16 protein-coding genes and 1 tRNA gene are annotated in these 14,751 nt (G+C 61.8%); 1 reads left to right on the top strand and 16 read right to left on the bottom strand.

The features are described 5' to 3' along the window. Positions 1-49 precede the first annotated feature (49 nt). From ACFMPD_RS02785 to ACFMPD_RS02760, 6 genes are all read right to left on the bottom strand, one after another. Positions 50-1,252 (bottom strand): flavin-containing monooxygenase, encoded by a 1,203-nt coding sequence (locus ACFMPD_RS02785; protein WP_380991568.1) that lies wholly within the window; start codon positions 1,250-1,252, stop codon positions 50-52. A 79-nt stretch (positions 1,253-1,331) separates the two neighbouring features. Beyond that, on the bottom strand, positions 1,332-2,075 hold the full coding sequence (locus ACFMPD_RS02780) for a methyltransferase family protein (RefSeq protein WP_380991567.1): 744 nt from the start codon (positions 2,073-2,075) through the stop codon (positions 1,332-1,334). A 77-nt stretch (positions 2,076-2,152) separates the two neighbouring features. Next, a complete protein-coding gene (locus ACFMPD_RS02775; protein ID WP_380991565.1) occupies positions 2,153-3,691 on the bottom strand; it encodes a cytochrome-c peroxidase in 1,539 nt (512 codons plus the stop codon). A 67-nt stretch (positions 3,692-3,758) separates the two neighbouring features. After that, positions 3,759-4,397 (bottom strand): hypothetical protein, encoded by a 639-nt coding sequence (locus ACFMPD_RS02770; protein WP_380991563.1) that lies wholly within the window; start codon positions 4,395-4,397, stop codon positions 3,759-3,761. Next, positions 4,394-4,642, bottom strand: a complete 249-nt coding sequence (locus ACFMPD_RS02765) for a hypothetical protein (RefSeq protein ID WP_380991561.1) — start codon at positions 4,640-4,642, stop codon at positions 4,394-4,396. The genes ACFMPD_RS02770 and ACFMPD_RS02765 overlap by 4 nt, the downstream gene beginning before the upstream one ends. Positions 4,643-4,844: 202 nt before the next feature. Beyond that, positions 4,845-5,822 (bottom strand): homocysteine S-methyltransferase family protein, encoded by a 978-nt coding sequence (locus ACFMPD_RS02760; RefSeq protein ID WP_380991559.1) that lies wholly within the window; start codon positions 5,820-5,822, stop codon positions 4,845-4,847. A 139-nt stretch (positions 5,823-5,961) separates the two neighbouring features. Between ACFMPD_RS02760 and ACFMPD_RS02755 the strand changes: the two genes are divergently transcribed. Next, on the top strand, positions 5,962-6,972 hold the full coding sequence (locus ACFMPD_RS02755; protein WP_380991557.1) for a GlxA family transcriptional regulator: 1,011 nt from the start codon (positions 5,962-5,964) through the stop codon (positions 6,970-6,972). A 609-nt stretch (positions 6,973-7,581) separates the two neighbouring features. On the opposite strand, the gene ACFMPD_RS02750 is transcribed toward ACFMPD_RS02755, so the two are convergent. The 10 genes from ACFMPD_RS02750 to sufB all read right to left on the bottom strand — a co-directional run bounded on the left by ACFMPD_RS02750 (position 7,582) and on the right by sufB (position 14,744). Continuing rightward, a tRNA-Arg gene (locus ACFMPD_RS02750) sits at positions 7,582-7,658 on the bottom strand. Between the two features lie 70 nt (positions 7,659-7,728). Beyond that, positions 7,729-8,949 (bottom strand): cysteine desulfurase, encoded by a 1,221-nt coding sequence (locus ACFMPD_RS02745; RefSeq protein WP_380991555.1) that lies wholly within the window; start codon positions 8,947-8,949, stop codon positions 7,729-7,731. Continuing rightward, on the bottom strand, positions 8,942-9,532 hold the full coding sequence (locus ACFMPD_RS02740) for a YIP1 family protein (protein WP_380991553.1): 591 nt from the start codon (positions 9,530-9,532) through the stop codon (positions 8,942-8,944). Before ACFMPD_RS02740 ends, ACFMPD_RS02745 begins: the two co-directional genes overlap by 8 nt. Further along, on the bottom strand, positions 9,529-10,026 hold the full coding sequence (locus ACFMPD_RS02735; RefSeq protein WP_380991551.1) for a YIP1 family protein: 498 nt from the start codon (positions 10,024-10,026) through the stop codon (positions 9,529-9,531). Before ACFMPD_RS02735 ends, ACFMPD_RS02740 begins: the two co-directional genes overlap by 4 nt. Beyond that, a complete protein-coding gene (gene sufD / locus ACFMPD_RS02730) occupies positions 10,026-11,306 on the bottom strand; it encodes a Fe-S cluster assembly protein SufD (protein ID WP_380991550.1) in 1,281 nt (426 codons plus the stop codon). Before sufD ends, ACFMPD_RS02735 begins: the two co-directional genes overlap by 1 nt. Then, positions 11,306-12,061 carry a Fe-S cluster assembly ATPase SufC gene (gene sufC, locus ACFMPD_RS02725; protein WP_380991548.1) on the bottom strand — a complete coding sequence of 252 codons (756 nt, stop codon included), beginning with the start codon at positions 12,059-12,061 and terminating at the stop codon, positions 11,306-11,308. The genes sufD and sufC overlap by 1 nt, the downstream gene beginning before the upstream one ends. Before the next feature lie 28 nt (positions 12,062-12,089). Next, positions 12,090-12,677, bottom strand: a complete 588-nt coding sequence (locus ACFMPD_RS02720; RefSeq protein ID WP_380991546.1) for a hypothetical protein — start codon at positions 12,675-12,677, stop codon at positions 12,090-12,092. Between the two features lie 22 nt (positions 12,678-12,699). Continuing rightward, complete coding sequence (locus ACFMPD_RS02715) at positions 12,700-13,014, bottom strand: heavy metal-binding domain-containing protein (RefSeq protein WP_380991544.1); 315 nt, start codon at positions 13,012-13,014, stop codon at positions 12,700-12,702. Between the two features lie 4 nt (positions 13,015-13,018). Next, on the bottom strand, positions 13,019-13,228 hold the full coding sequence (locus ACFMPD_RS02710) for a hypothetical protein (RefSeq protein ID WP_380991542.1): 210 nt from the start codon (positions 13,226-13,228) through the stop codon (positions 13,019-13,021). Next, entirely contained in the window at positions 13,221-14,744 is a 1,524-nt protein-coding gene (gene sufB, locus ACFMPD_RS02705; protein ID WP_380991540.1) for a Fe-S cluster assembly protein SufB, read from the bottom strand. Before sufB ends, ACFMPD_RS02710 begins: the two co-directional genes overlap by 8 nt. Between the last annotated feature and the right edge of the window lie 7 nt (positions 14,745-14,751).

The raw sequence follows: 14,751 nt of genomic DNA, 5'->3' as shown, positions 1-14,751 counted from the left end.
GGTATGGCCCGACCAACCGTGCCGGGAGTGCCTGGCAAATGCAGCGCCGTCAGCCTTCGGCAGCCTCGGGCACAACGTTGCGTTGGGCTGAAGAAGAAGAACTTTGGGCCGGACGTTGCAAATCAGAGGCAATGCCGTTGCTAATGCGTTTTGCTGCGATCCGGGCAGCCTCGAAATAGCCCGTGAACTGGGGCTTGTAGCCGGTGAACCAAAGCCCCGGGTGCTTGGGGTCGGGTTCTCCTGCGGGACGGACGGGAGAGCCTCGGGCGTCGAGAACACCGAGTTGCCCCACCAGCGGTTCGAGACTTGTGCGGTATCCCGTGGCGCAGATCACGACGTCGGGCTCAAAGGTTCTTCCGTCTTCAAAAATGACTTGAGAGCCGCGGAACTCACTGACGGCCGGAGCGACTTTGAAACGGCCGCTCTTGATCGCTGCGACAAACCCATCGTCGATGGCGAACGCCGTGCCGTCCTTCGCCAAGCGGCTGCCACCGCCAAGCGGATGGGTGGTCATGCCATAGCGACTAAGATCGCCAAAGAACAGCCGCTGGGTCAGGGCGAAGGCGCGGTCAACGAGCGGTACCGGCATAGCCTGGAACAATCGCGCCGCGCGGTGCAGTGGAAATCCGAAGACGCGATTGGGGACGATCGCGGGGCCGTAACGGACCGAAATCATAACGTCCGCCGGCTGATGGCGCGCGAGGTGGTTCAGCACGTCGCTGCCAGAATTGCCCGCCCCCACCACGAGGACCCGCTTGCCGTCGAAGCGGTTCACATCGCCAAAATCGGCGGCATGCAAGACCAGTCCTTTGAAATCACGTAAGCCCGGCCAATCGGGGACATGCGGAACTCTGTCGCGACCCGTGGCGAAAATGACATGCGCGGCACCGAACACCCCTGCCGAGGTGCGAACCAGCCATGCGCAGGCATCGCGTTCAATCGCCTCCACGGTGACACCGAAGCGGATCGGAACCCCGATCTGGCGCGCATAGCGCTCAAGGTATCCGACAACGCTATCGCGCCGCAGATAGGCGCCATCGGCGCGTGGCGGACGCATCCCCGGCAGCCGGGCGAAATGGCGATGGATGTTAAGCCGCAATGCGGGATGGCGCCTGCGCCAGGGTTCGGCAACGCGGCCCTGCTCTTCGAGGATGGTGACCGCGATACCGCGGCGCCTGAGCGCCTCTGCTGCGGCCAGACCGGACAGACCCGCGCCGACGATCAGGACGTTGTTTGGAATGGTGGTTTCCATGGCTATTCTTTCTGTTCGGCGGTCACCAAAGGGCGACTGAGCCGTTGAAGGTTGAAATGTTCGGAATCGGGAAGGGCCGTTACAGGGAGCCGTGCGCAGATCCGCGCGAGCGACGGAATGGATTGGGGATCAACATGGGCACGTCGCGTTGGTAGGCGGCGTAAGCCGCGCCGAATTCCCGCAGCAGCGCACGTTCCTCAAAGCGCAGACCGATGGCGATATAGAGGGCCATCGCCACAACGAAGATCAGGTGGCCCAGTGTCATCACGGGGGTTGCGGCCATCATGACCAGCAGCCCGAACTGCAACGGGTGGCGCACGATGCGGTAGAGCATCGGGGTTCGGAACGTCGCGGGCGGCGTCGGGGTGCCCCTTAGGTTGTGCCAGGCCTGTGATAGGCCGACAAACTCGAAGTGACCCAGCAGAAAGGTCGCGACCAGAATGATTGACGCCCCAAGTGCCGACGCGCCGTAGAAGATCCAGACCGCCGATCCTTCGACCTGCCAGATGATCGCCGGGATCGGCTGCCACTGCCAAATGATCAAGCCGAGCAGCAATGAAGATTGCAGCACGTATGTCGCGCGTTCGGACGCGGGCGGGATGATGCGGGTCCAGACCCTCTTGAAAGCAGGCCGCGCCATCACGCTGTGGACAATGCCGAATAGCAGGATCAACGACAGGTTGATGAGGGCGGCCTCCACTGCGGGACGTGACGCCGGACCGCGCAGATCGCTGAAGTTGTGCAGGAAGGCGGCAACCCAGACAAAGACAACTCCGAACAGGGCATAGCTAACGAGCGCGTAGGCAAAGATAAGATATTTCATGGTGTAACTTTCGCATTGATGTGTTTGAGAATTTTCATTGGGCGGCACCGGCAAATCAGGATCGCTATGGAAATGGGCTAACGCCGAGTTTTATCTCCCCGGCCGTCGCAGCGCGGCTCCGGCAGTTCTTCAGCTTTTCCAGGCAATACTCTTTCGCCTGCCAAAGAAGGCACGTCTGTCAGGCAAGCGTCGTCATGACCGGGTTGTGGCGGCAGGCCGGACGGCAGGACCGTCGGCACAAGATAAGAGCGATCAACCGCCGTCGGGTCGGTGAGCGTTTTCAGAAACGCAAGGATGCTCGACACTTCTTCATCGGACAGATTCACCGGGGCGAGCGTGTTGGCGCGGGCGATCTCGTTCCGCAGCCGTTCCGAACTGTGCACCCAAATATCTCGCAAGTCATAGGCACCGCGTTGCATCGGACTCAAGGCCAGGTAGCTGACGCCGGTTCTGCTGCGTACCGGCTGGATCACGGCATCGAGCGGCGGAAGCTCCGCCGGGGTGTAGCTCGCCAGCGATGCCACCGCATCGAGATGGTGCCGCACCATATCCTCAAGCGAGGCAAAGGCGCCGTTATGTCCCCACGGCCCTGTCAGCGCGACATTCCTCAGCGACGGAGTGCGGAATGCGTAGAGGTCGGCCTGTTCACCAGTCACGTTGAAGCGGCCCTGATCCTCGACCCGATGCGGATAGCCGGAATGGGCAGCATAGCTGCCGTCTGATCCCTGATCTTTGCCGGGGCCGATCTGTGGAACCGCGATTGCGTGAAACCTATGATCCGTCAGCAAGGGGCCGCTGTGGCAGGAACTGCACCCTGCCTTGCCATAGAACAGGTCCAGCCCGGCTTCCTCGTCTGCGGTCATCGGCCAGCCAGCAAGACGCGCATCGAACCGGCTCCAGTCGGACCGGAAGGCTGCTGTTTCAAAGGCTGCAATCGCCGTGGCGGCGTGGTCAAACCGGATATCGTCCGCCGCCTCGATATCGCCGAAGGCCGTCACGAACTGCTGGGCATAGTCAGGGTTTGCGGCCAGCCGGCCCGCCAGAAGGCGCCAAGCCTGTTTGAAATCTCGTTTTGAAACTGCGTCGGCGACCGGGTTTTCACCGGGCTGGCCTGCCATCTCAACTGCCGAAAGGACCGGGAACATCGCTTGCGCGGTCAGGGCGTTGTCCAGACCCTCGGGCAATTGCTCTTTGGCCGGGCTTCTGAGGCGGCTTGGAAACCCGCCCATGTGGTCAAGCTCAAGTCGCCCGTCATGAAACATCGACGTATAGGCGCGCGCACCGATGTTATAGAGCGGTTGTGCATTGCGAGGGACACGTCCGATCACACCATCCTGCGTGACTCGTTCGGGGCCAAAGCCGCTGCCGCCTTCGCCGATGGACAAGGCGACGCCATCGCCTGTTCCGCGCGCCGGATCGTGGCAGGTGGCGCAGGCGATGTTCTGATTGCCGGACAGAACAGGATCGAAAAACAGGCTTCGGCCAAGCTCGTAGAGCTTTGGGTCCGGCGTCCCGTTCCACAGAAAATCCACGTCGTTCAGCGGGTTTGGCAGATCGGCGGCATGTGCACCGATACAGGAGGTCAGAAGCAAGGCGATGGTCAGCGGAGATTTCATGAGCGCATCCTCGGTTGGGTGCTTCCGCCGCATCTTGGCGGCGGAAGCCCTTTGCAATCCGTAGTCGTCAGTCGGTTTCGGTTGGCGACAGTGCGGCATGCTCTTCCGGCTTGACGTCGATCAGAAGTCGCACGCCATAGCCGTCAGACATGCCCAGGAGAACCTGTGTCATCTCGCCCGACATCCCGGCAAATGCGCCGGTGCCGCCGGTGATCACACGCGGGGCCTTGACATTGACGTCTACCAGTTCGGTCCCCTGGTTGATCAGGATGTCCCCATTGTCGAATTCAAAGACCTGCCGGGTGATGACAATCGCACCGGTTTGCGTGCGCATCCCGTCGCTGACGAAATACCCGTCACAGGTCCAGCGGCCGATCACCTTGTCGGGGAAGGCGGGGCTGCCGTCGGGCAACGTGCCTTCGACCCCGCTGTCGAGGGTGCCGTCCTCGTAGATGTAGCCCTGCGTAATGAACGCATTGCCATAGGCCGGCATGCCGTCATCGAAGACAGGGGCAGGCGCAAAAACGAAGCGGCTCATGTCTTCGGCCACGTCGAAGGACATTGGCGTGTCCCCGGCGATGGCCTGAACCGAGGTCGCCGCCAACAGGGCAATTGCAGGGAGCGTTGATTTAAACATTGTATTTCCTTTTCTTGGGTGGAGTTGAACAACAAGGGGCACAGACGAAGCGCGAAGAACGCGCTTCAAGCTGTTGGGGTTGGAGATCGGTATTCCCGACTACAAAAGTGGTGACGGATGATGGGATTGGCCGGCTTCGCATATTGCTCAAGCCCAAGATCACGGAGCAAGCGATAGGGAAGTTGCGACAGCGCTCTCTTCTCACGGCGAAAGCGTTGCCGTTCGTTGGTATTCACCATCCATCCGGTGACGACTTCAGCAAAACTCGAGCGCCACGGGCGGCCAGCGCCGACATTTGTCAAAACAGCAGTCATGTCATTTGTCCTTTCTTTCAGCCCGCTCAGAGGCGGGCGATTAAGTATGCGTTCAGGGTTCGTGCGGCAGCCGAGGCGTCTTGACCGATGCAAACCCGGTATCCGTCGCGACTTCCTCGGCGGCATTCATGTGCAGCGCCCGGCCCAGCCCGAAATGACTGATCAAGATCGGTTCCCGGCGGGTCGGGACTCAGGGAGGAGGTCAGCTTCGGGTCGGGACTAGAATGGCGTCCGCCATGTAGCCTACGTGGCGGTGATCCGTGCCGCAGCACCCGCCGACGACTTTCAGCGCCGGAAGCTTTCGAGAAAGATCGGCATGTAGCACGCCAAATTCTTCGGGGTTCCCGTCGTCCAGGGATCCTGCCTCGTCGAGCTCCGCATGGCTCAGCCGCGATGCGTTCGCGCGCACACCGCGAATACGTCGGCACCAGGCTTCGTCGGTCAGAACGTCGCGAAAGTGCTCGGGATGTGCGCAGTTGATCATGTAGTAGAGCGGTGCATCCTCGGTTGCTGCGTCCGTCTCGCGCACGGCCCGCGCGAGCGGCGTTCCGTCCGGCAGGCGTCCGTCCGTCTCCACCGTGAAGGAGATCGCAACCGGTACCCTCGCTTTCACACTTGCTCGGACGAACCCGATCGCCTCTTGCACGCTGCCGAAGGTCAGGGCGCTGACCAGGTCAACCCCGCAGTTTGCGAGCAATGCGATTTGCGGCGTGTGGATTGCCTCGGCGGTGGCCGCATCCAGGGCGGGCGTTCCGTCATAGGCATCGCCGGCGGGTCCGACCACGCCGTTCAGCAGGATCGGAGAAACGCGATCTTGCCACCGATCCCGGATCGCCCTGGCAAACCTGACGGCCTCGCGGGTGAGGTCCTGCATCTGCGCGGGCGAACGCCCGACCGCGTCGGCCCATTGCGTTCCGGAGCGCCAGGTGTTGGTGTCGAGAACAAAACCGGTTTCGGCCGTCTCGGCCATGGTGAGAAAGCGGTCGAAGTACCGGTCCATCGCCGCACGGGCGACGTCGTCTTCGAGCAGGACGCAGGCCGCGAAGGCCGGCAAGTCGAACCCTTCGAGGAACAGCATGGAAGTTTCGAAACCGCCATCGGTCAGGTAGGTGCGCGGGTCGGCGAGGTAGCCACAGATCGCGTCGGTGTGAAATGCCGGGCTTTGGTTTTGAATAGTCATCCTGTTCCCTCCTGTGCTTTGGGTTGGCCCAAACGGCCGTTTCTTGGGCTGTCATATGGACCCAGCCAGCGATTCGAGTTAGAAGAGAAAAAGAGCAAAACGGTTCTTATCGGACCAATTCAGCGACCAGGAGGCACAAATGAGCATCAATACTGCTGTTATCGGATCGCGCCTTGCCGGATCCTCGGTGGTATTCTCGATCCTCGACGTGCTGGCCTCGGTCGGGCGTGACTGGGCCATGCTGCACGGCATCCCGGCGGCGGAACCGGTTTTTGATATCAGTCTGCGGACTCTGGACGGGGCACCATACTGGGACGTCAACGGGCGCAAGATCACGCCGGACGCGACGTTGGACGAAGCGCCCGTCCCCGACCTGATTATCGTGCCCGATCTGTTGTTCGCCCCGGGGACCGGACTGCCAGACGAATTCGCCTCTCTCGCCAACTGGATCGGCGATGCTCATGCGCGCGGCGCCATCGTCGCCTCGGTTTGCTCTGGAGCCGTGCTCCTCGGAATGGCTGGCGTGCTCGACGGGCAGGAGGCGACGACCCATTGGGGCTATGCCGACATGCTCGGCCGGGATTTCCCTTCGGTAAACGTTTGTCGTGAACGCATCCTCGTGCCGACAGGTGAGGGGCATCGCGTCATCACCGCCGGCGGAGCGTCGGCGTGGGAAGACCTCATGCTCTATCTGATCGGGCGGTTCGCGGGTACCGAGGAAGCGCGCAGGATCGCGAAGATTTATCTGATCGATCCGCATCTCGACGGGCAGTTGATCTATGCATCGCTGACCACGTCGCGCCAGCACGAGGATCAGTTGATTGCCGAGGCACAGGTCTGGGCGGCACAACACTACGACACGCCAGGCCCGGTTGCAGCGATGGCGGAACGAAGTGGCATGACGGAGCGGGGATTTCACCGTCGGTTTAGGAAGGCAACTGGTCAGGCACCTGTTGAGTACATCCAGACTCTGCGGGTTGAAGAAGCAAAGCAGCTTCTCGAAACCACCGCCGCGCCAATCGACGAAATCGCCGCGGATGTCGGCTATTCCGAACCATCGAGCTTCCGCTCGGCATTCCGAAAGCGCGTCGGTATCTCCGCCTCGGCCTACCGAAAGAAATGGCAGGCTCTCTCGCCAGTATCTCAGTGATTGTTGGGTATTGTGAACTTGCGATGCCCGGAATTTCAACAAGAACGCAATTCAGTGAGCAATCATTGTATTCATACTGCAGTTTCGTTGGCCGGAACAGGACCTGATCATCGGGCAACCCTCCATGGGCATTTGTTGTTGTCTGCGGTTCCTGACATTTGGGCCCCGCTAGTGTTCAGAAGCCGGCAACGACAAAATTCAGCGAAAGATCAAATGTCCCGCGACCTGATAATTGGCCAGTCCATCCTTACCGATCTAACATCAATGACCGGTTCGTCCGCAGCGCAGCAGCGTCCGCAGCTTCGCAAATGCAGCGATTTTCATGCTGCGCGCGCGGGTAGCGAAACTTCACAATGACCGGGTTGGGCTCAATGCCGCCATAGCCAGCAAATAATATGAAGTTGCCCCTTCAAACCGGATAGTGCGGCAGTTTGTTGGTAAGCTCGGTCGCTCGCCAATCGCATTGAGCAACCCTGAATGTGGGTACTTCGTACCTTCGGAAAGCTTGAAAGCGCACTGCGACCACCCGCATCTGCTTACGTGCGATTCCCGCGCAAGCACCGAACGTCGGCAGTACCAATTTTTAAGTATCTGAAAACTATAAGAAAATGGCGCACCTGAGAGGATTCGAACCTCTGGCCTCTGCCTTCGGAGGGCAGCGCTCTATCCAGCTGAGCTACAGGTGCCTGCGGCGTCTATAGCCGGGCCACCGGCGGCCCGCAATCGCAATTTTGCACCCTTTTCCGGGGAAAGGGATCAGGCAAACAGTTCGTGCGCCAGTTCCAGCGCCTCGACCAGCGTGTCCACCTCGGCGCGGGTGTTGTAGAGCCCGAACGAAGCCCGGCAGGTGGCGGACAGGCCCAGATGTTCCATCAGCGGGCCGGTGCAGTGCTGGCCGGCCCGGACAGCGATCCCGCGCTTGTCCAGGATGGTCGAGATATCATGCGCATGCGCGCCACCGTCCAGGGTGAAGGAAAAGATCGCTGCCTTGTCCGCGGTCGTGCCCTGCAGGCGCAGCCAGTTCAGATTGCCCAGCCGGGACATGGCGTAGTCGCGCAGGCTATCCTCGTGGGTGGCGATGTTGTCCATGCCCAGTCCCATCATGTAATCCAGCGCCACGCCCAGGCCGATCATCTGCACGATTCCGGGCGTGCCGGCCTCGAATTTCATCGGCGGATCGTTGTAGATCACCCCGTCCTTGTACACCTCTTTGATCATGTCGCCGCCGCCGATAAAGGGGCGCATCTCGCCCATCCGCTCGGAATTGACGTAGATCGCCCCGGACCCCGAAGGGCCGTACAGCTTGTGTCCGGTGATGGCATAGAAATCGCAGCCGATATCGCGGACATCGACCGGCATGTGCACCGCCGCCTGACTGCCATCGACCAGTACCGGAACTCCGCGTTCATGCGCGCCTTCGGTGATTGCCTTGACGTCGACCTTGGTCCCCAGCACGTTGGACACCTGTGTGACCGCGACAAGCCGCGTGCGCTGGGTAATGGCGTCCAGAACCGCCTGCGGGTCCAGCCGGCCATCGGCATCGACATCGACCCATTTCAGAACCACGCCCATGCGTTCGCGCAGGAAATGCCAGGGCACGATATTGGCATGATGCTCCATCACCGACAGCACGATCTCGTCGCCGACCTGCATGCGCGGCATCGCCCAGCCATAGGCAACCATGTTGATGCCCTCGGTGGTGCCCGAGTTCATGATGATGTTGTCCTCGGAGCCGGCATTGAGAAAGGCCGCGACCTTGCCGCGGACCGCTTCGTACTTGTCGGTCGCCAGATTGGACAGGTAATGCAGCCCGCGATGCACATTGGCATATTCCATGGAATAGGCCTGAGTCACCGCGTCGATCACCACTTGCGGTTTCTGCGCCGAGGCGCCGTTGTCCAGATAGGTCAGCGGCTTGCCGTTCACTTCGCGCGCCAGAATCGGGAAATCACGGCGGATATTTTCGACGTCATACATAGGCGGATGATCCAACAATCGGTCCCCCGAAAAGGGATATGAGCAAGGTCAGGGCCAACACCATCGCCAGCATCGCCCCGATCAGAACCATCGCCGAGCGGCCGATCGATTTCAGCCCGTGCGCCTGGTTCACGAAATGCAGCAGCATGAAGATGCCGTAGAGCGACGCGCCAAAGACCAACAGCGCCGACAGGACCGGCACGGTCAGAATCAGCAGCAGAGCCGCGGCCTGCACCAGCAGCCGCAGCGCCTGCAGCCAGAGGATGACGCGCATTACGTCCTCCAGCGAGCCGCTGCCGCCCAGGGCGCGGCCGACCCAGAACAGCGTATAGATAGTCAGGATCAGCCCGCCCACCACCAGCCCGCAATAGACCAGCGGCACGCCGAACAGCCCCGGCAGCGGCGACGGGCCGGGCACCAGCAGGTTGGACAGCGAAAACAGCAGCGCGTTCAGCACCGCGATCAGCGCCAGTGCGACCCACAACCCTTCTCGGCGGATCGGCCAGCGCAGCACGGCGCGCGCGCCGCTGGCCGGGTCCTTGACCGACAGCACGGTCAGCTTGCGCAATTCGGATGCGGTCATGTTCTTGATCCCGTCATCGGCCGTTCGGCCTGCCACAAGCTGGCAAACCAGAACCAGAGAAAGATCGCAAGCCACAAAACTCCGACCGCCTGCAAGCCCGGACCCGACCCGATGAAACCGGCCACAAGCCCGTGCAGCAGCAACAGCGGCGTCGAGGCCAGAAGCGACCAGAACAGCGCCAGCCGGGCGCCATACCAATCGCCCTGCCCGCCGACGGCGCGCGCCAGCAGATGCGACAGCGCCGCCAGCAGGTACAGCATCAGCGGCGCCAGAAACACCCAGCCGAACAGGGCGCCACCCAGCAACATGTCCAGTTCCTGTCCGGTCAGATGCGCCTGACGCGACAGGCGCGGCATCTGCGCCACAAAGATGATGACGCAGCTGGCCATCAGGATGACCAGCGCCCGGTCCTCGCGCTGGCCCATGGCCAGCAGACGCTGCATGACCCGCCCCGGTCCGCGATAGGTGGCGGTGATGTCGGTCGTGACCGGCATCAGCGGCGGCGCGCCAACCAGTTTTCCAACCGGGCCACGATGTCGTCTGCCAACGCCTTGTCCTCGATTTCGTCCACCGCTTCGGCCAGAAAGGCCAGGGTCAGCAGATCGGTCGCCGTGCTTTCCGGCACCCCGCGCGAGCGCAGGTAGAACAGCGCCTCTTCGTCGATCGCACCGCTGGTCGAGCCGTGCGAACAGGCCACATCATCGGCATAGATCTCGAGTTCGGGCTTGGCCAGGAACTGGCTGTCCTCGTCCAGCAGCAGCGACTGGCTGATTTGATACCCATCGGTCTTCTGCGCCCCCGCCTTGACCAGGATCTTGCCCTGAAACACGCCGGTCGCGCCGTTGCGCAGCACCTTCTTGAACACCTGGCGGCTTTCGCAATTGACCGCGTCATGGGTCACGAAAACCGTGTCGTCATGGTGGAATTCACCATCCCCGACACAGGCCCCTGCAACATGGGCCACCGCGTCGTCGCCGGTCAGCTCGATCACGCATTCGTTGCGCGTCAGCACGCCATTGACGGTCAGCGTAAAGGATTTGAACACCGATTCCGCGCCCAGCCGGGCAAACATGTGGGTCACCGCCTTGCGCTCGTGATCGCGGCCCTGTGCCCGCACATGGTGCAGCGTGCCGCCATCGGCGATGTCGATCTCGATGCATTTGTTGAACCGGGCCGCCGCCGGGCCGTTTTCCAGCAACGTCACCTCGGCCCCTGCATCGACCCGCAGCACGTGATGCAGAATGGCGTCCGAGCTTTCCGAACGGTGGTTGTAGATCAGATTGATCGGCTTGCTGGGCTTGCCGGTGACATGGATCACCACGCCGTCGCTGGCAAAGGCCGTGTTCATCGCGGCAAAGGGACGGGCGACCGGGACATGGCCGCGCGCCTCCAACGCGCCGTAAAGGCTTTTGGCCCAATGGATCGCCGGCGCGCCGATGTCGGCCAGCCGTTCGATGGTCACGCCTTCTAGGCTCAGATCATCCGATGCCGCAGCGTCGAACACCCCATCGACGAACACGATTTTGAGGCGGTCCATCGTGTCAAACAGCGGGTCCTCGTCGTTTGCCAGCAGTGCCGCATGCGGCGCTGCCGGGTCCAGCAGCATGTCCGGTCGCGTGTATTTCCAGTATTCGTCGCGCCGCTGCGGCAGCCCCATGTCGGTGACCCGCGCCAAAGCCTCGCGGCGGGCCTGTTCGCTCCAGCCGCCGGTGGGCAGGGTCAGACCGGCCAGTCGCGCCTCGGTGGCGCTTTGCTTGCGTTCCGGCAGCGTCATCACGCCACCTCGGCCAGAATGTCGGCATAGCCGTTATGCTCGACCTCCAGCGCCAGATCGGCGCCGCCGGACTTGACGATCCGCCCATCCGCCATGATGTGCACCACATCGGGTTTGATGTGATCCAGAAGCCGTTGATAATGCGTGATAACCAGGAACCCGCGTCCCTCGTCGCGCAGCGCGTTCACGCCCTCGGCAACCAGTTTCATCGCATCCACGTCCAGCCCGGAATCGGTCTCGTCCAGGATGCACATCTTGGGTTCCAGCATCGCCATCTGCAGGATCTCGTTGCGCTTTTTCTCGCCGCCGGAAAAACCGACATTGACCGGCCGTTTCAGCATGTCGGCATCGATCTTCAGCGCCTTGGCCCGTTCCCGGATGATCTTGAGAAAATCCGCGGCACTCATCTCGTCCTGGCCGCGCGCCTTGCGCTGCGCATTCACCGCGGTGCGCAGAAAGGTCATGTTGCCAACGCCGGGAATTTCCACCGGGTACTGAAAGGCCAGGAACAGCCCGGCGGCGGCGCGTTCCTCGGGTTCCAGTTCCAACAGATCGATATCGCCCATCATGGCGCTGCCCTGCGTCACCTCATAGCCGTCCCGGCCCGACAGCACATAGGACAGCGTCGATTTACCCGAGCCGTTGGGGCCCATGATCGCATGCACCTTGCCGGCCTCGACGGTCAGGTCGACGCCTTTGAGGATTTGCTTATCCTCTTCTTCAAGTTTTACGTGCAGATTCTTGATTTCCAGCATTTTTTCCTCGTTCGCTCTCTGTCCGCACTCAGGCGCGCGACATGAATTTGATGATTTGCAGCAAGTGGTTTGCCGGGATGGGTGTCGGGGTCACACGGAATTCGGCCATACGCCCAGTCATGTGCGGTTGTCCTAGATAGGTCTCGACCTGTTGCCGCATGCCCTTGTGCCGGGCGTAGTCGTCAAACAACAGGGTCACCGGACGGGTGATGTTGAAGGCCGTGGCCAGAGCACAGCCGATGCGAAACCGGCCATCTACCAGCACCACGTCCGGATGGCGGAAATCGTCACGCTGCCAGACCCCCAGCGGATAGCGCGGAAACCGGCGCCAGGCGCTGTCATCCGCCGGATGCCCCCAATCGCTGGTCTCGCCGATATTGGACCAGATCACCTCGACGCTGGTGCCGTCCGCCGGTGGGTTCTCGCGGAACCAGCGGCGCATGCGCCGCACCCAGGCCCGGTCGCTCTCCACCGACATGACATGCTTGCCCGGCATCCCGGCGGCCAGAACCGTCGAGCCGCCCGAGCCGTATTCCAGAATGACATCGGCGCGCCGACAGGCCGCGGTCACCAGGTCGGCGACCTCGGGCGGCATCGTCAGATGCGGGCGCGGCATATGTCGGGGCTGCGCGTTCATGTCAGGCGATGACCACCGCGGTTCCCGAGGCCGAGACCATCAGCATTGACTGACCGACCACCTCGTAATCCAGATCGACGCCGACCACCGCATTGGCCCCCGCCTCGCCTGCGCGCTGTTCCAGCTCGCGCAGCGCTGTGTCGCGGGCGTCCTGCAGTTTGGATTCATAGGCCCCCGAACGGCCACCGACGATATCGGTGATGCTGGCAAAGACGTCACGCACGACATTCGCGCCCATGATCGCCTCGCCGACGACGATGCCCTTGTAGGCAGTGATGGAATGGCCCTCGATCGTGGGCGTGGTGGTCAGGATCATGCGTTCAGCTCCGTGTCATGCTTTCCAGGCCGCGGACCAGAACCACGGCGATCAGACGACCGGCGATGGCGCCGCCGGCAATGCCCAGGATCGGCGACGCGTTCGGTGTCATATTGACCCAGGCAATGCCGACCAGACCGCCGAACACCGTCAGTACATAGGGCAGCGCCACGATGATCCGCCGGATCAGCGGCACCCCGGATTGATCAGCCAACGGACCCCTCCAGCGAGATCGCCACCAGTTGTTGCGCTTCCATGGCAAACTCCATCGGCAGCGCCTGCAGCACGTCCTTGCAGAACCCGTTCACCACCAGCGCGACGGCTTCCTCTTCGTCCATGCCCCGGCTACGGCAATAGAACAGCTGGTCGTCATCCACCTTGGAGGTCGTCGCCTCGTGCTCGACCCGGGCCGAATTGTTGCGCACCTCGATATAAGGCACCGTATGCGCCCCGCATTTGTCGCCGATCAGCAGACTGTCGCATTGGGTATAGTTGCGCCCGTTCCTGGCCTTGGGGTGCATGCTGACCAGCCCGCGATAGGTGTTCTGTGCCCTGCCCGCGCTGATCCCCTTGGAAACGATGCGCGATTTCGTGTTCTTGCCCAGATGCACCATCTTGGTGCCGGTATCGGCCTGCTGCATGTTGTTGGCGATGGCGATGGAATAGAACTCGCCCTGGCTGTCATCGCCGCGCAGAATGCAGGACGGGTATTTCCAGGTCACGGCGCTGCCGGTCTCGACCTGAGTCCACATCACCTTGGCCCGGTCGCCACGGCAATCGGCGCGTTTGGTCACGAAATTATAGATGCCGCCCTTGCCGTTCTCGTCGCCGGGATACCAGTTCTGCACCGTGGAATATTTCACCTCGGCATCCTCTTCGACGATGATCTCGACCACGGCGGCATGCAACTGGGCAATGTCGCGCGCGGGCGCGGTGCAGCCCTCGAGATAGGACACAAAGCTGCCCTTGTCGGCGATGATCAGCGTGCGTTCGAACTGGCCGGTATTTTCGGCGTTGATGCGGAAATATGTGCTCAGTTCCATCGGACAGCGCACGCCCGGCGGCACATAGACGAACGAGCCGTCCGAAAATACCGCGCTGTTCAGCGTGGCATAGAAATTGTCGCTGACCGGCACGACCGACCCCAGATATTTCCGCACCAGTTCGGGGTGTTCGCGGATCGCCTCGGAAATCGAGCAAAAGATCACCCCGGCCTTTTTCAGTTCCGCCTGAAAGGTGGTGCCCACCGAGACGCTGTCGAACACCGCGTCCACGGCCACCTTGCGGCCCTCGACCGGCGCGCCCTCGGCCCCCTCGACACCGGCCAGGATCATCTGTTCCTTCAAGGGGATGCCCAGCTTTTCATAGGTCGCCAACAGCTTGGGATCGACCTCGTCCAGCGACTTGGGCTTGACCTCCATCGATTTCGGGCGGGCATAGTAATACTGATCCTGAAAGTCGATCTCGGGGTAATCGACCATCGCCCAGGTCGGTTCCTCTTTTTGCAGCCAGCGTTCATAGGCCGCCAGCCGCCATTCGGTCATCCATTCGGGTTCTTCATTCTTGGCCGAGATCAACCGCACGATATCCGGCGTCAGCCCCTTTGGGGCATATTCCATCTCGATCTCGGTTTCCCACCCGTATTTATAGGCGCCACCGACTTCGCGCACCGCATCCACGGTGTCCTGATCGACACCTTCTTTTACCTTTGACTGGTCCAATGCCGCCATGTGGTTT

Source organism: Sedimentitalea sediminis, from assembly GCF_042687825.1.
Lineage (GTDB): Bacteria > Pseudomonadota > Alphaproteobacteria > Rhodobacterales > Rhodobacteraceae > Sedimentitalea.
This window is presented reverse-complemented; position numbering and strand designations above follow the sequence as displayed.

What these genes read in the sequence shown, in the direction of transcription:
- ACFMPD_RS02785 (WP_380991568.1), bottom strand. Translation starts at nt 1,252, where the DNA reads ATGGAAACCACCATTCCAAACAACGTCCTGATCGTCGGCGCGGGTCTG.
- ACFMPD_RS02780 (WP_380991567.1), bottom strand. Translation starts at nt 2,075, where the DNA reads ATGAAATATCTTATCTTTGCCTACGCGCTCGTTAGCTATGCCCTGTTC.
- ACFMPD_RS02775 (WP_380991565.1), bottom strand. Translation starts at nt 3,691, where the DNA reads ATGAAATCTCCGCTGACCATCGCCTTGCTTCTGACCTCCTGTATCGGT.
- ACFMPD_RS02765 (WP_380991561.1), bottom strand. Translation starts at nt 4,642, where the DNA reads ATGACTGCTGTTTTGACAAATGTCGGCGCTGGCCGCCCGTGGCGCTCG.
- ACFMPD_RS02760 (WP_380991559.1), bottom strand. Translation starts at nt 5,822, where the DNA reads ATGACTATTCAAAACCAAAGCCCGGCATTTCACACCGACGCGATCTGT.
- ACFMPD_RS02755 (WP_380991557.1), top strand. Translation starts at nt 5,962, where the DNA reads ATGAGCATCAATACTGCTGTTATCGGATCGCGCCTTGCCGGATCCTCG.
- ACFMPD_RS02745 (WP_380991555.1), bottom strand. Translation starts at nt 8,949, where the DNA reads ATGTATGACGTCGAAAATATCCGCCGTGATTTCCCGATTCTGGCGCGC.
- ACFMPD_RS02740 (WP_380991553.1), bottom strand. Translation starts at nt 9,532, where the DNA reads ATGACCGCATCCGAATTGCGCAAGCTGACCGTGCTGTCGGTCAAGGAC.
- ACFMPD_RS02735 (WP_380991551.1), bottom strand. Translation starts at nt 10,026, where the DNA reads ATGCCGGTCACGACCGACATCACCGCCACCTATCGCGGACCGGGGCGG.
- sufD (WP_380991550.1), bottom strand. Translation starts at nt 11,306, where the DNA reads ATGACGCTGCCGGAACGCAAGCAAAGCGCCACCGAGGCGCGACTGGCC.
- sufC (WP_380991548.1), bottom strand. Translation starts at nt 12,061, where the DNA reads ATGCTGGAAATCAAGAATCTGCACGTAAAACTTGAAGAAGAGGATAAG.
- ACFMPD_RS02720 (WP_380991546.1), bottom strand. Translation starts at nt 12,677, where the DNA reads ATGCCGCGCCCGCATCTGACGATGCCGCCCGAGGTCGCCGACCTGGTG.
- ACFMPD_RS02715 (WP_380991544.1), bottom strand. Translation starts at nt 13,014, where the DNA reads ATGATCCTGACCACCACGCCCACGATCGAGGGCCATTCCATCACTGCC.
- sufB (WP_380991540.1), bottom strand. Translation starts at nt 14,744, where the DNA reads ATGGCGGCATTGGACCAGTCAAAGGTAAAAGAAGGTGTCGATCAGGAC.